The sequence below is a fragment of the Agarivorans sp. DSG3-1 genome (assembly GCF_046774965.1).
GTDB lineage: Bacteria > Pseudomonadota > Gammaproteobacteria > Enterobacterales > Celerinatantimonadaceae > Agarivorans.
In genome coordinates this window covers 901,658-916,656 of the sequence record NZ_CP177241.1, presented here as the reverse complement: position 1 = coordinate 916,656, position 14,999 = coordinate 901,658, and the positions used below count along the sequence as shown (strand labels likewise).

Annotated in this window: 15 protein-coding genes; 6 read left to right on the top strand and 9 right to left on the bottom strand. The window is 44.1% G+C overall.

What is annotated here, in order from left to right; translation table 11 throughout:
• Window positions 1-7: 7 nt before the first annotated feature.
• Together ureA and ACLD71_RS04270 are read right to left on the bottom strand one after the other, a co-directional pair.
• A complete protein-coding gene (ureA, locus tag ACLD71_RS04275; RefSeq protein ID WP_137674146.1) occupies window positions 8-310 on the bottom strand; it encodes an urease subunit gamma in 303 nt (100 codons plus the stop codon).
• 21 nt (window positions 311-331) lie between these two features.
• Window positions 332-1,216 carry an urease accessory protein UreD gene (locus tag ACLD71_RS04270; protein ID WP_137674145.1) on the bottom strand — a complete coding sequence of 295 codons (885 nt, stop codon included), beginning with the start codon at window positions 1,214-1,216 and terminating at the stop codon, window positions 332-334.
• A gap of 389 nt (window positions 1,217-1,605) precedes the next feature.
• On the opposite strand from ACLD71_RS04270, the gene urtA reads away from it, so the two are divergent.
• The 5 genes from urtA to urtE all read left to right on the top strand — a co-directional run bounded on the left by urtA (window position 1,606) and on the right by urtE (window position 7,364).
• On the top strand, window positions 1,606-2,901 hold the full coding sequence (gene urtA, locus ACLD71_RS04265) for an urea ABC transporter substrate-binding protein (RefSeq protein ID WP_137674144.1): 1,296 nt from the start codon (window positions 1,606-1,608) through the stop codon (window positions 2,899-2,901).
• Window positions 2,902-3,009: 108 nt separating this feature from the next.
• On the top strand, window positions 3,010-4,617 hold the full coding sequence (gene urtB / locus ACLD71_RS04260) for an urea ABC transporter permease subunit UrtB (protein WP_137674143.1): 1,608 nt from the start codon (window positions 3,010-3,012) through the stop codon (window positions 4,615-4,617).
• A gap of 3 nt (window positions 4,618-4,620) precedes the next feature.
• The gene (gene urtC / locus ACLD71_RS04255) at window positions 4,621-5,835 is read left to right on the top strand and encodes an urea ABC transporter permease subunit UrtC (protein WP_137674142.1); all 1,215 of its coding nucleotides are present in this window, start codon (window positions 4,621-4,623) and stop codon (window positions 5,833-5,835) included.
• Complete coding sequence (gene urtD, locus ACLD71_RS04250) at window positions 5,828-6,586, top strand: urea ABC transporter ATP-binding protein UrtD (RefSeq protein WP_137674141.1); 759 nt, start codon at window positions 5,828-5,830, stop codon at window positions 6,584-6,586. Before urtC ends, urtD begins: the two co-directional genes overlap by 8 nt.
• 82 nt (window positions 6,587-6,668) lie before the next feature.
• A complete protein-coding gene (gene urtE / locus ACLD71_RS04245) occupies window positions 6,669-7,364 on the top strand; it encodes an urea ABC transporter ATP-binding subunit UrtE (protein ID WP_137674140.1) in 696 nt (231 codons plus the stop codon).
• A 134-nt stretch (window positions 7,365-7,498) separates the two neighbouring features.
• Here urtE and ACLD71_RS04240 read toward each other — a convergent pair whose 3' ends face one another.
• The 6 genes from ACLD71_RS04240 to ACLD71_RS04215 form a co-directional block, all read right to left on the bottom strand.
• Window positions 7,499-7,819, bottom strand: a complete 321-nt coding sequence (locus ACLD71_RS04240; RefSeq protein WP_137674139.1) for a hypothetical protein — start codon at window positions 7,817-7,819, stop codon at window positions 7,499-7,501.
• A gap of 331 nt (window positions 7,820-8,150) precedes the next feature.
• A complete protein-coding gene (locus ACLD71_RS04235) occupies window positions 8,151-8,384 on the bottom strand; it encodes a hypothetical protein (RefSeq protein ID WP_137674138.1) in 234 nt (77 codons plus the stop codon).
• A gap of 59 nt (window positions 8,385-8,443) precedes the next feature.
• Window positions 8,444-9,256 (bottom strand): ion transporter, encoded by an 813-nt coding sequence (locus tag ACLD71_RS04230; RefSeq protein ID WP_411993179.1) that lies wholly within the window; start codon window positions 9,254-9,256, stop codon window positions 8,444-8,446.
• A 159-nt stretch (window positions 9,257-9,415) separates the two neighbouring features.
• The gene (locus tag ACLD71_RS04225) at window positions 9,416-11,395 is read right to left on the bottom strand and encodes a hypothetical protein (protein WP_411993178.1); all 1,980 of its coding nucleotides are present in this window, start codon (window positions 11,393-11,395) and stop codon (window positions 9,416-9,418) included.
• Window positions 11,396-11,421: 26 nt separating this feature from the next.
• Window positions 11,422-12,192, bottom strand: a complete 771-nt coding sequence (locus ACLD71_RS04220) for a hypothetical protein (protein WP_411993176.1) — start codon at window positions 12,190-12,192, stop codon at window positions 11,422-11,424.
• 228 nt (window positions 12,193-12,420) lie between these two features.
• A complete protein-coding gene (locus ACLD71_RS04215) occupies window positions 12,421-13,563 on the bottom strand; it encodes a hypothetical protein (RefSeq protein WP_411993174.1) in 1,143 nt (380 codons plus the stop codon).
• A 316-nt stretch (window positions 13,564-13,879) separates the two neighbouring features.
• Here ACLD71_RS04215 and trhA point away from each other — a divergent pair, with 316 nt between their 5' ends.
• Window positions 13,880-14,506, top strand: a complete 627-nt coding sequence (trhA, locus tag ACLD71_RS04210) for a PAQR family membrane homeostasis protein TrhA (protein ID WP_411993172.1) — start codon at window positions 13,880-13,882, stop codon at window positions 14,504-14,506.
• Between the two features lie 17 nt (window positions 14,507-14,523).
• Here the strand turns inward: trhA and ACLD71_RS04205 are convergent, their stop codons facing one another.
• On the bottom strand, window positions 14,524-14,958 hold the full coding sequence (locus ACLD71_RS04205) for a hypothetical protein (RefSeq protein WP_303511382.1): 435 nt from the start codon (window positions 14,956-14,958) through the stop codon (window positions 14,524-14,526).
• Window positions 14,959-14,999 lie beyond the last annotated feature (41 nt).

Genomic DNA, 14,999 nt, shown 5'->3' with positions numbered 1-14,999 from the left:
TGGTGGCCTAAGGGATTGGGTTATGCACGGTGACCAGTTTGGTACCGTCTGGAAAGGTGGCTTCAACTTGAACTTCATGCACCATTTCAGCAATACCATCCATCACCTCATCGCGACTCAATAGGGTGCGCCCCCAACTCATTAGTTCGGCAACACTGCGGCCTTCACGCGCGCCTTCAACAATACTGGCAGAGAGGTAAGCAACCGTTTCTGGGTAGTTGAGTTTTAGCCCTTTGTCTTTGCGTCGCTCGGCGACCAAAAACGCGGTAAACAGCAATAACTTGTCTTTCTCTCTTGGGGTTAATTCCATGTTTGCCTCGTAGTGTTAAAATTAGGTATTCCAAATGCGTGGGCGAACAGCTGCATGCCCTAATGTACGTGGGCGAATCACTGCCCAAGCCGCTTCAAACTCTTCTCGTACTGTTTCTGCGTTGTCGCCGAGGTAGCGCAATATCACTAAACCGCGCACTAAGGTGATGCCAATATCTGGGCAAGCCAGTTGTTCGCGTAGTTCTTCTAGTAGCTGTTTTTGCGCTTGTTCATCTAGCTTATCTACCGTGGCCAACATGCAGGCATAAACATGCTTGCCAGCTAGTGCCGCTGGGTTAGCCGCCGTTTGTGCGTTGTCGATACGAGTGTTTTCAATCAGTAGTGGACGTTGTTCGCGGTAGACTTTAATTGACTGCATTAGCTCGCCATGATCGAAATCTTCGTCACTGGCTTTACGCCCCAAGCAGGTGATTTCCCAGGCGATAAGCTGAGCATCGCCTTGCAACATGAAATGACTGTCGAGGCGCCCCTGGGCGCCATTAAATATAATGGTTTCTGGTGGAAGCCATTCAAGGCTGCTGTTGTCTTGCAGATGAAAACGTTGCTGCTGACACTGTTCTTGGCGGGCTAAGTTAGAGCGGTATAACTTGCCTGAGGCTGGCGTGGTAAGTACCACTTTGCTGCCTTCGAGGCATTCCACATTCATCAGCAATGTATCACCGGCCACTAATCCACCGGGTGGGTGCAATAAATAAACGTGGCAACAGTCGGGTGCACCAAGTTCTGGATGAAAGGGGCGTTGCACCCTTAAAGGGCCAATGCTCTTATTTAGGGTTAAGCGCGTTTTGTTGGCAATGGGGGCAAAACCAAGCTCAAGCTTTGCTAACCAACCTTGTTTGATTGGCACTGCTGCTTTGCTGTGCTGAGTTTGAATAAGCTGGCTCACATTGCTCCTTTAGTTAACTGCTTGTTTTCGGCTGTGTTTCATTGGCTATATACAGCAAGAACTAAACCAGTTTTTTGGCCTTACTAGGGGCGCGGTTTTGTTACATATTGGTGCTTTTATTTGGTTCATTGGTGGATCAATTTGGTGCGAGCGATTCAAGTTAGTGCATCAGTTTGGGGATTATTATCTATTCGATCATTTTGGTGCGTTTTTCTGAGGCTAACGCTCGTAAAGTGTGCAGTTAAAATCTATTGAGCTAAATGTTTATAAATTAACTTGTTGTTATTGCTGTGTTTTTTGTGTTTGGCACAGTCAATGCTGTAGTCCCTTCAGCACTGCATGAGGTACCGCATGCTCTAAAGGACTATAAAAAAATAGGAAATATAGCAATGACACAACATAGCAAATGGAAGAAGTTAGCAACGGTAGCAAGTGGTGTAGCCCTTGCGTTCTCTCTTAACGCAGCGCAAGCCGCTGAAACCATCAAAGTAGGTGTTTTACACTCTTTGTCTGGCACCATGGCGATTAGTGAAACCACACTGAAAGACACTGTGCTTATGATGATTGAAGAGCAAAACAAAAAGGGTGGTTTGTTAGGTAAGAAGTTAGAGCCAGTAGTGGTTGACCCTGCGTCAAATTGGCCTTTGTTTGCTGAGAAAGCACGTGAGCTACTAGACAAAGAACAAGTAGACGTAATTTTTGGTTGCTGGACCTCGGTATCTCGTAAGTCAGTATTACCAGTAATTGAAGAGTTGAACGGTATGTTGTTTTACCCGGTTCAATATGAAGGTGAAGAAAGTTCTAAAAACGTATTCTACACCGGTGCTGCGCCAAACCAGCAAGCGATTCCTGCAGTGGATTACTTAATGGCTGAAGAAGGTGTTGAACGTTGGGTATTAGCGGGAACCGATTATGTTTACCCACGTACCACTAACAAAATTTTAGAAGCTTACCTTAAGTCTAAAGGTGTGGCTGAAGCTGACATCATGATCAATTACACACCGTTTGGTCATTCTGATTGGCAAACCATTGTTTCTGATGTGAAAAAATTTGGTGGTGCTGGTAAGAAAACAGCGGTTGTTTCAACCATTAACGGTGACGCAAACGTACCATTTTATAAAGAGTTAGCTAACCAAGGCATCTCGGCTGAAGACATTCCTGTAGTAGCCTTCTCAGTAGGTGAAGAAGAGTTATCTGGTTTTGATACTGCCCCTCTTGTTGGCCACTTAGCTGCTTGGAACTACTTCCAAAGCGCTGACAGCGAAGCGAACGAATCATTTATTGCTGCTTGGAAAGCTTACACCGGTGACGACAAGCGCGTAACGAACGACCCAATGGAAGCCACTTACATTGGTTTCCAAATGTGGGCCGAAGCGGTTGAGAAAGCTGGTACTACAGATACAGACCCAGTACGTGAAGCAATGTACGGTATCACTGTGCCTAACCTAACTGGCGGTTACGCGGTAATGAACACTAACCACCACCTCACTAAACCAGTTCTTATTGGTGAAATCCAAGCCGACGGTCAATTCGACACAGTATGGCAAACTGCTGGTGGCGTAATTGGTGATGCATGGACTGACCATCTTGAAGAGTCTGGTTTGATTGTAGCTGACTGGACTGCCCCGATTAAGTGCGGCAACTTCAACATTAAAACCGGCCAATGTTCTGGCCAGAACTACTAATTTAGTTCGCGTACACAGTTAAGTGCCGAAAGGCACTTTTTTAAAGGCGCGATCGAAGTGGTTCGGTGGCGCCTTTTTGTATTGAATCAATCAAGAGTAGGGATTGTTTTGAGCATATACATATCTCGTTTCTCTCGCTTTATCGCCAGTGTATTACTCGTATTATGGGTATTACCTGCGGCAGCTAGCGATTGGGAACAGGCAGTGCAGGCCTTAACTGCTAAAAAAAATAATCAAAAACAACAAGCAATCGAACAGCTTATTGCCACAGGTGATAAGCGTAATAGTCTTATTTTTAACAGCTTGCTAGAAGCAAATTTGTACTATCAAAAATCTGATAAGCAAGTGGTTGTGGCGATTAAAGAAGGCAGTCTTTATCGTTTAAGTTCGGTTATAGATGGCGCCGATTTAGGTACAGTTAAAAAATCTAAAATTAAAAAAATTTCGGTTAACAATAAAATTCGTCGCCAATTACGTAATGGCTTGGCGCTAGTGGGTTTAAACGCCGACGATGCAAGCGAACGTATTGCTGCGATCCGCTCGTTAATGAATACCGCATATGCCTCGTATACACCAATTATTGAGCAACGTTTGGTAGCTGAGCAAGACAAAGACGTGATCGCCAAACTAAAAGAAATGCAGGCGATCATTAACTTGCAAGACGGAGATGCAGCAGCAAGAGAAGCAGCAGCTGAACTGCTCGCTGGTAAGCTTGATCCCGCTTCACGAAACGTATTGGTAAAACAGCAATCAGCTGAACAAGACCCGCAGGTTCTGGCTGCCATTGATAAAGCTATCGCCACTAATCAACAACTACTGCAAATTAACACCGTTGCCGAGAATATGTACTTCGGTATTAGTTTGGGTGCAGTGCTGTTACTGGCCGCAGTAGGTTTGGCGATTACCTTTGGTGTGATGGGCGTGATTAATATGGCCCATGGCGAAATGATAATGCTGGGCGCGTACACTACTTATGTGGTTCAACAATTAATGCCTAACAATATTGAATGGTCTCTGCTGGTGGCAATTCCGGCGGCCTTTGTAGTGTCGGGTTTAGTGGGCATTCTTATTGAACGTGGTGTGATTCGCTTTTTGTATGGTCGCCCATTGGAAACCTTGCTGGCGACTTTTGGTTTAAGTTTGGTGCTGCAGCAAGCAGTACGCAGTATTTTTGGCCCCTTAAACCAAGCGGTAATTACTCCGCAATGGATGAGTGGTTCGCTAGAAATAAACGGCGTGTTGTCGCTTACCTATAACCGCTTATACATCATTATTTTCAGTTTTATGGTCGTTGCCACTCTATGGACTATTTTGCGTAAAACCTTCTTTGGTTTGCAAATGCGAGCTGTTACTCAAAACCGCCCAATGGCCAACTCAATGGGGATCCGCTCAAGTTGGGTAGACGCCATGACCTTTGGTTTAGGCTCGGGCATTGCGGGTATCGCAGGCGTAGCCTTAAGTCAGCTTACCAATGTAGGCCCTAACTTAGGTCAAAACTACATTATTGACTCGTTCATGGTGGTGGTATTTGGTGGTGTAGGCAACCTGTTTGGTACCGTGATTGGTGCCCTTACTTTGGGTATTGCCAATAAGCTAATGGAACCTTTTGCTGGGGCAGTATTGGCCAAAATCTTGGTGTTAGTTTTCATCATTCTGTTTATTCAAAAACGTCCTCGAGGCTTGTTTGCCTTGAAAGGCCGTACAGTGGAGGACTAAACCATGCCTAAGTCATTATTAGTTCGATTTTTAGTGAAAGATAAAGTGGGCAACGCGATGTTGCTGGCTTTGTTATTGTCGGCGATTTTAGTGCCGATTATGAGCCTAGCGCTTAGCCCAGAAAACCCAGTGCATTTAAGCTCTTACTGGGTAACCTTACTGGGTAAATACCTGTGTTATGCCTTATTAGCGATAGCGGTAGATTTAGTCTGGGGGTATTGCGGTATTTTGAGTTTGGGACACGGGGCATTTTTTGCCTTAGGTGGTTACGCCATGGGCATGTATTTGATGCGCCAAATTGGCGACCGTGGTGTGTATGCCAACCCAGAGTTACCCGACTTTATGGTGTTCCTAGATTGGTCTGAAATACCGTGGTATTGGATGGGGTTTGATATGTTCCCCTTTGCCATGCTGATGGTGTTTTTAGCACCAGGTATTTTGGCCTTTATCTTTGGTTACTTAGCCTTCCGTTCACGTGTTACTGGGGTATATCTGTCGATTATTACTCAGGCGCTTACTTACGCGCTAATGCTGGCGTTTTTCCGTAACGACATGGGTTTTGGTGGCAACAACGGCTTAACCGATTTTAAAGATATTCTTGGCTTTAGTTTACAAGCCGATACCACACGCGCCGTGCTATTTGCTTTAAGTGCCCTGGCCTTGGCTGGTGCCTATGTCTTGTGTCGCTGGATTGTTAATTCAAAACTAGGTCGAGTGCTTATTGCGGTACGTGATAGCGAAAGCCGTACTCGTTTTATTGGTTATCGGGTAGAGCGCTTTAAGCTATTTGTATTTGTAGTATCGGCCATGTTGGCCGGCGTTGCTGGCGCTTTATATGTGCCGCAAGTAGGCATTATTAACCCCGGCGAATTTGCTCCGCTTAACTCTATTGAAAGCATTGTATGGGTAGCGGTAGGTGGTCGTGGAACCTTATTTGGTGCGGTATTTGGCGCTTTGTTGGTTAACTTTGGTAAGTCTTGGTTTACTGGGGCATTCCCAGAGCTTTGGCTGTTCTTCTTAGGCGCCTTATTTGTGATTACCACGTTGTGGTTACCTAAAGGTGTGGTGGGTTTATATGGCAGCATTAAAGCTAAGCTACAAGAACGTGCAGCCACTAAAAAGAACGCGGAACTTGCTCAGCTAAAAGCCAGTGAAGAAGCGGCAACCGCAGCTAAAACGGATTCAGCTGACTCGGCAGAAGGAGCAGTAAATGCGTAGTGTACATATTCCTCAAGACACCATTTTGTATGTAGATGGTGTAACCAAAAGCTTTGATGGTTTTAAAGCCTTAAACAGCTTGTCATTGATTCTAGAGCCGGGCCAAATGCGCGCCATTATTGGCCCTAATGGCGCCGGTAAAACCACCATGATGGATGTAATTACTGGGAAACTGCGCCCCGATGAAGGCACGGTATTTTTTAACAACGACATCGACCTTACCCAACATGATGAAGCCGAAATTGCCAACATTGGCATTGGACGTAAGTTTCAAAAACCCTCGGTGATTGAAAACCTCAGCGTATTTGAAAACTTAGAGTTAGCCCTTGCTGGTCGCCGTGGTGTATTTGAATCACTGATCCATAAGTTATCGTCTAACGATAATCAACAAATCAACGACACCTTAGCGCTGATTCGTTTAGCCGATAAACAAGATTGGCTAGCGGGCTCGTTGTCTCATGGGCAAAAACAGTGGTTAGAAATTGGCATGTTAATTATGCAAGAACCGCAGCTATTGCTCATTGACGAGCCTGCCGCAGGCATGACCGACGAAGAAACCGCCCTTACTGCTGAACTGTTTAAGGAGCTGGCTAAAAAGCACTCCTTAGTTGTGGTAGAGCATGATATGGATTTTGTTAAAGCCCTCGATTGCCCAGTAACGGTATTGCATGAAGGCTCGGTATTAGCCCAAGGCACCCTTGAGCAAGTACAGCAAAATCAGCAAGTCATCGAAGTTTACTTAGGGCGTTAGGAGAAGAATTAATGTTAGAACTTTCTCAGGTTGATAGCCAAGTGATTTGTGGTTTGAGCCAGCTTTGCAGTGAGGTAAGCCAATGCTAGAGCTTTCTCAAGTTGATAGTCATTACGGGGCAAGCCAAGCGCTTTACAATGTAGGCCTAAGTGCCGAGCCCGGTAAAATTAGCTGTGTACTAGGGCGTAACGGTGTGGGTAAAACCACCTTGCTTAAAGCCTTAGCTGGCCAGCAAAGTATTAGCGCGGGCAGCATCATGTTTAACGGCAAAGACATAAGCAAAATGTCGGCGGCGCAACGTGCCAAACAAGGTATAGCAATAGTGCCGCAAGGGCGTGAGATTTTTGGCCAACTTACGGTATTAGAAAACCTTAAAACGGGTTTTTCGGTATTGCCAAAATCGGAGCGTTTTATTCCCGATGAAATCTTCCGTTTGTTTCCAGTGTTAAAGCAAATGCTAGCGCGCCGTGGCGGTGATTTGTCAGGTGGCCAACAACAACAGTTAGCCATTGCGCGAGCTTTAATCATGCGCCCTAAGTTGCTGATGTTGGATGAACCCACCGAAGGTATTCAACCCTCAATTATTAAAGACATTCAAAAGGTATTAGCACTACTGCGCGATCGCGGCGAAATGGCGATTGTATTGGTAGAGCAGTACTTTGATTTTGCGGTAGCTTTAGCTGACCACTACACCGTGTTAGATCGCGGCAACGTAGTGTTGCAAGGCAGCAAAGATGAAGTAGATGAAGCCGACGTAAAACGTTGGATGAGCGTTTAAAAAGTTAACTCGCGTTAATGTTATAGCCGCTCACTTGAGCGGCTTTTTTTATATGTTCTGGTAGCTTATTGCTAAATTTCTAACCTTTTTTAACAAAGCGTGTTAGCAAGGAGGGTATTAATGTATTGCCAAATTTACTGCTTAATCAATCGATATTTGAAGTCAGCCATTATTGCTTCCATATTTTTACCATCGAAGCTTGTTACTTCAATTTTCGCGTAATCTAGATCAATTGTCCCTTCTTTTATTTCAAATTGGTCTGGGCTCATTCTAGAATTTCCCATTTTTTGATAGAACTGATTCCCTTCAAACTGCCATTTAGTATTATCCTCATCAGGACTACCCATAAACTCAACTACTAGCCACTCTCCCTGTAATGTACTTTCACTTAAGTCGGCTGCATATGCAGAGGTTGATAGGGTCAACGCTATAATAAACTGTGTGATTTTTTTCATTTAAAAGTCCTTTTGTTGATTGAAATATAACAGCTTCTTAATAGGAAAAACGCCTTGTTTAAACAAGGCGTTTTTCCTATTAAGGTTTATTTTAACAATGCAAGAATATCACTTTTTAATATTGCCATCAGCTACCTACGGTATAAAATGATAAATAAATTATTAGTGGTTAGTGACGAGTTATACAAGTACCTTTGAATACAGGTATTAATAACCCCTGTGCTTTGCCTGCTAACAAATCTAAAGCATGTATTAGAGGGGTGGGCGGTAAAGGGATGATAACAAGTTAACTAAAGCAACTTGAATTTCAGCTTAGGGACTAACATTTTGTTTAGTCTAAATTCTTAACTTTGAGAGTCACACCATCGTTGACTGCTTTTGGTCGTCGTTCACAAGCGCCTGATTTACAGTTTTGCAGGCACATTTTCCACAGAATGGGTTTTGCTTCTGCTTGAATGTCTGACAAGTCGTTAATGCAAATCGCTCCTGAGGCCAGCAGCTGTTGTAGTTTGTCGACCGACAAGCTCATGTGGATTCTAGGTGGTGTTGCCGATTGATGAGCCATAGTCCTCTCCAAACACTTGTTGCGAATAGTTATCATTAACCAGCCTTTAACTAAGCGGTTTACTTTTGTTGCTTGAGTAGGGCTTTTATCTCTTTTAGTTCTTGCTGTAACTCGCGTAACGAAGGCTCGTTGGTGCCCTCTGCCACACTGTTTTCTTCTCTTACTTTGGCGTGTTCTTGCTCCATTACATTCACTACAATGCCAATTACCATGTTGAGGAAGGCAAAAGCGGAGAGGAAGATAAAGCTTAAGAAATAACTCCAGCTTAAGGGGTACACCGCCATGGTCTCGTACATTACGTCGGTCCAATCTTCAAAGGTCATTACCCTAAACAGGGTAAGCATTGAGATAGCAATATCGCCCCAAAGATTAGGGTTTATTTGCTCAAACAAGGTGCTACCAATGGCGGCATAAATATAGAAGATGATAAACATTAGCAGCATTACATAACCTAGTTGCGGTAATGCTTTAACCAAAGACGTAAGCAGAATGCGCAACTCGGGAATAATTGACACCATGCGCAGCACTCGAAATACGCGAATTAAGCGGCCAATAACCGCCAGTTCGGAGTTTTCTATCGGGACGAGGCTCACCAATACAATCAGCGTATCAAACACATTCCAGAAGTTATTAAAGAAGCGCTTTTTGTGGGGCTCGGCGATAAAGCGAATAGTAAGCTCAATCAGGAAAAACAAGGTGATGAGGTAGTCGAGAATCACCGTTGCTGTAACTACTTGAGGCGGCAGCGGGTAGGTTTTGGCACCAATCAGTAGAGCAGATACCAAGATCACCGAGATAACAAATAGCTCAAACAGCTTGTTACGTTTTAGCCGTTCAAATTGAGTTTGTAATTGATTGCTAGGCTGAGACAAAGGAAAGCAACTCTGTGGTTAAATAAGACTTATTTAGAGTTTGCCTGAAGTATGCCAGCGAACTCAAGCCTTAGATGATGCCAATAGGGATTACTGGTTTAGGGGGGAGCGAAGTAAAAAGTAAGTCAGCAGCCCGAAAAGGCTGCTGGCTTAAGTGGCTTAGTGAGTATCGGCCTCGGTGGCTAACTCATCTTCAGCATCGTTTTTTTGCGCTAAAGCAGCTTGTGCTTTAGGTGCGTCTAAGCTTAATTCGCTGCTGCGATTAGCTAAACGCTCTGGTGCTGATTCTGCTTTCATCTCTAGGTTTGAGCTGTTGTACTCGTCAATCACTTTGCGCTGTTCATCATTCATGGCGGCTGTGCCTGCTCGGCCAGTAATGCTGTGCATTAGTTCGTGATGTAACTCGTCGGCTAAGTTCTCGTCGCCATGCATGGTCATAATGTGGCGTGGGAACATTAGATTAGTGTTACCAATACCTGCAAAGGTAGAGCTGATGACACGAGTAACAAACAAGCGTGGCTGAATAGTAGAGGTGAATACGCTGGTTTCTAGGCTGGTGCTGTCGTTATAGCCTTTACCAAAGGTACGGGTATCTTCTTTAACTGTGCCCTTACACTTGAAATAAACCAAGCTTGATTCAAACTGAATCTCACTCCAGAAGGGGTGACTTAGGTTGCTTAGTAAGCGGCCAAAAATACCACATACGGCAGCGGCTGCTAATACTCCTAATACTGAGAAAAAGCTCTCAATACTGATAAGCGCCAACTCTTTACCTTGTTCATTGCTTAAGGCATCGAAATCAATGCCATCAAAGTAATCGGTAAAGGTTGTTACAGGCGTTAGGCTGTAAAACACTAACAAGGTGGCTAGCAGTAATAATGCTTGAGCGATACTGGTGGTAATAATGCGCAGCTTTTTAGCGATGGGCTCATCATTTTTATCCAGTGTTTTAGGCTGGGTTTCCTGAATGACTTCTCCGTCAAATTCACCATTGTTTGGGTTTTGACGAGCACTTAAAGGTTTATATACACGGTTGGGCACTTTCATGTAGCGGCGACGTTCCATCACTTGGTGAGTGAACTCGTTGAAAATGTCCATTGGTCGCGCACCTACTTCACTGGTGCGAGGCAGTTTGTCGGTAATCTCGGTGCTTGGATTGGCTTCTCTGGCACGCAACGCGGTAAGGCCAAGAACCAGCGCACAGCTGATAATTGAGAAGACGAAGATCAAACCTAACCAGGTTGAGTTGCTATAACTGTTATAGGCAAGGTTAACCATGTTGGCGACTTCAGCTTCGGCACGGTTCAATAGCTCTGGTGCTAGTTCTATGCCGCGTAAGCTGTCGATAATCGCGGCTTTCATAGTGTCTTCGTATTGAAACAGTTTGTTTAGTAAAGAGTTTACAATGACCGGGACTAAGCTACAGATCACCACCATTTTTACAAAACCCAATGCACTGACGGTTTCAATGCCGCGACCAAGCTGGCGATTAAGCGGTCTGCCTGCTCTAAACCATACTAAGGCGATGTAGCATAACAAGGTGAAAGCAAAAAATGGCATGAGCAAGGTAGCGTTTCCACCCGCTAAACCTACCGAGGTGACAAAGCTTAAAATAGCGAAGATGAATAAGGCGACGAGGGTTTGCGTTAAGGCGCCGGTAATTCGCTGTGCTAGGTTTTGAATTGGGTAAGGCACAAAAGTAATTTTGGGGAACAAGGTGTGCAGTAAGCGCGCCACTAAGCCAACCGGCTCTTTAAAGGTGTAGTTTTTGCTGCCAACCAACATAGATTCTATTTGTTGCTGGTCGTAGGCCACATCTCTTTTTTCTCGGCTGGCGCTATCTTGCTCAGACTTAGCATGGTTAAACGACAGCGAAGTAGGCGCTGAGCGTCCAACGTAAAAGCGCATAACCTGCATTAAGCCGCGGCCTAAGGTCCATAAGCCATTAGCCATTAATAAAAAGCCAATCAATGCGTAGGTCCAGCCAGTAATAGGGTGGGTTTGCACTGCACTCGCAACGTTTAGTAGCGCGAGTAAACCAAGAAGTGCGGTAATACCACCGCGAATGGCACGCAAGGTACCTTCAAAGCGAAAGGGATTGCGGATCCCTAAATTGAGAGAACCATGTTCAAAAGACATGTTATTTCCTTAATCGATATCTTGGTTTAAATAAGAGTTTGGTAGCCGTCGGCGTCGGTTGTTGCATCTGAGCTAGGCTTGCCAGAAACCGGAGCTGCAGGTGCTGCTTGCTTAGTATTCTCAAAAGCTTTGATAAGCTCTTGTTTTAGCGAGCCAGCAAAGGCTAAGCGCATCTTGTTGCGCAGCCGACCAAGCGGAATACCAATGAATAATTTGCTGAGCACAAAACCGGCAATAGCGCCCATGAATGCCCAACCGTAGCTAACATTGTTGTAGCGCGCGGCATCAGAAAAGTTGCTAATTAAATGAGGGGTGTCGATCAATATATAAGGTATTGATTGAAAGAAAGACATTATTCCGTAGCGGCTGATACTGGCGCCAGCCCAGAATGCACTCCAAGCAAACAGTAGTGCTAAAAAGCCAGTGATTAACGGCTTCCACTTCTCTAGTTTTGCGGCAAAGCCTTGCAGTGGAATGATGCGCTTGGCAGCGTTTAATAGATTAGCTTGAGAGGTATAACCCAAGAAGTCATTAGAATGCAGGTAGTAGCCAAAACGAAAGGTTTTTTTAGTTTTTGTGTCTTCGCCCCATAGGGTTGAAATATGCTGAGTGGTTGGTGGAATATCAGGCTTAAAATCAACGCCCATTGTTTCTACTTTGCCATTGTTATCTTCTAGATATATGTTGATACCATCACTAAAGTGTTTAGAACCACCATAGGTTTTTGTTATTGAAATAATGTCGAAGTCATAGTCATTTTTACCCACTCTTATGGTGGTTGGGTGAGATATTTCCATACTGTTCTCGCTACTGCAATTGGTCTATTTAATACAAAAGGAATGGGCTATAAGTTGCCCATTTGCGCAGATTTTGCGGGAAGATTATTACACTAACAATGCGGTGGTTCGTAACTTAACGAATCTATTTGAATTATTTATAGAGGATTGATTTAATTTATTTTTACTTGCCTTTCTTGTTTGTTATTTGCCCGTTTATTTAGGCGTGAATAAGTGAAGTTGCCCTGCTTAGTCTGCCGCATTTATATACTCACGGAGTCGTTCGGCGGAGTGAGCGGCATTATCTTGGCAAACAAATAAGCCAATTTGCTCATAACCCCCCATCATTTGAGTTTTAGGTAGAAATTCCACATATAAGCCACAGCCTGGCCCATTGTTAATGATCATGTTGTAAGCAGGCAATATGTTCATTTGCTCCATTAAAGCCAAAATCGCTTGAATGGCTTGCTGTAATCCCAGCACCACCTGCTGCTGTTCATCTTGATTTAACTGATGTAAATAGCGTTTGTCGGCGTCTTTTAAAATGAGCAACATGTCTAGTGGTCGTTTCATAAAATAAGGCACCAGTAATTGCCACTCGCCGTAATCTTTGATCAGCAATTCTGGCGGGTTTTCTTCAATCATGTATTGGCTAAAGGATTTGTTATGGCGTTTTCTAAAACGCAAATTGTTGAAAAAGTGCTGCGGCAAAATATTACTGTAAGCGATCTGCTGATGCCCATGCACCAAAGACGCGCCAGCGCTCGCCCCATAGTTTTTAATGATCGACACATAGCCACTCACCACTTCTTGGTTAAGCTGAGTTTCTGAACGCGCCATAAAGTCGGTAGGTTGGCAAAGCAAACTTTTCTCTAATATTGCCAAGCGTTCAAAACTGATAAGGGCGTCGGCATAAGGCAAGTTTTGCCAATCTTTATCGTGTAAAGATGAGGTCCATTGCAGTAAGTGAAAGCCGTAAGATGCGCGGCCTTGGTGCTCTGGATCTTGATGCAGAAAGTAGTCGGCTTCTTCCTGAGGAATATCTTGAATCGGGTGGAAGATGGGGTAGAGGTTTTTATTGATGAAGGTAAAGCCTTCGCTGTGCTCGGCAATATCTAATATATCGGCGCTTTTCCCCTCACAAATTGGGCACTGTGTATCGTTTTGATGGTGGCTAGGTTTGGCGGTGGTGTGCACCCGTTTTGCCCGGGCCGAATTGTAGATTACTAAGTTGCCATTGCGTGGATCAATTTGGCAAATACCATCTGGGGCAAATTGTTTGAGCTGCGGGTCGTCACTAATGTTTTGCAGTAGCTGGTGAAATTGCAGCTGGCTAACGTCCTTGCTTAGTGCCAAAGATTGCGCTAATTCTAGGGGTAACTGTTGCTTCATCTCGTTGCCTTAACAGGGTGAATAACTATCACTTTTGTGCAATTTGAGTATAGGCAAGCTGAGTGAATTTGTTGGCACTGCTTTAAACAGAATGTTTTTCTAGGCGTCTAAAGCAGCTATCAAGATAGCGGTTTAAACAATAAAGATTGATTAATTAACTTACTTTCATTGGTTTAGCTTTGCTTTTAAATCCTTGTTTAGAGGTGCTTATTGGCGGCTTTATCGTGGTGAAAGAAAATGGTTATGATATTTCAGTGTACATGTGTACGCTGAAATATTATGGTGATAAAAAGTAGATAATAGTTTGGGTAATTAAATGCTGGCTACTAGCTATAGCGCTAGAGAAGAACAACTCAATGTGATCTCTCATGTATTGGGCTTACTGATAGCGATTTTGGGTTTAGTGATGTTAGTTGCTAAAGCGGATGGCGTTATGGAATTAACCGCGGTGAGTATTTATGGCGGTTCACTGATATTGTTATTTTTGGCCTCATCTTTGTATCACGCTGTGGCCCAACACACTTGGAAAGCCGGCTTAAAACTGTTTGATCATTCGGCTATTTATATACTGATAGCGGGCACCTATACGCCGATTTTACTGGTGTTGTTTGACGGTTTGTTATCGCTTATTTCGATGATAGTGATATGGACCTTAGCGGCTTTTGGCGTGGGCTTTAAGTTACTCACTGGTACTCGTTTCCCTAAAGTCTCGCTTACCACTTACTTATCCATGGGGTGGTTATCGTTAGCCTTGGCGTACCCTATGTATCAACATATAGCAGCGGAAGGGTTGTGGCTGTTAGCGGCCGGAGGCTTGCTGTTTAGCGTGGGCGCGATGTTTTATGTCGCTAAGCATAAACCCTATACTCACGCCATTTGGCATCTGTTTGTTGTGGCCGGATGCGCATGCCACTTTGCCACGGTGTATGGCTATGTTATTTAAGTTCAGCCAAAGGCTTATTAGTAATAAGCTTTACCTACTTTTTGTCGGTACAGTATGTTTTGTTGACCTTCACCATCTATGTACAATAGCTCGTTTTCGTTTATTGAAATGATCTGATCACACCAAATACTGCCAATAGGCATAATTTGCGGAATAGTTGATTTAGTAATGGTGGTGCAAAGCGTTTTATCGGTGGTGTCGCTTATCTCATAGGTGCCATCAATTCTAAAGTCAGCATAGGTATCTGGAATCACTCCCCAACTCAGCGTTGTACCGTCGGCATTAAATTGGTCGAAGCCCCATACCGACTGACCATGGTCGTCAGAGTTCCCCCAAAGGCCTACCAACGAAGGAGGGGTTGATGTTGCTTTGGTTACCGCTGCTTGCTCTACATTTGAGCATGCAATAATGCTTAAGCTCATAATCGAAATAGCTAATGTACTGAGATTCATAGAAAAATTACGTTTATAGTTATGGGAAATCAAAGTGACTT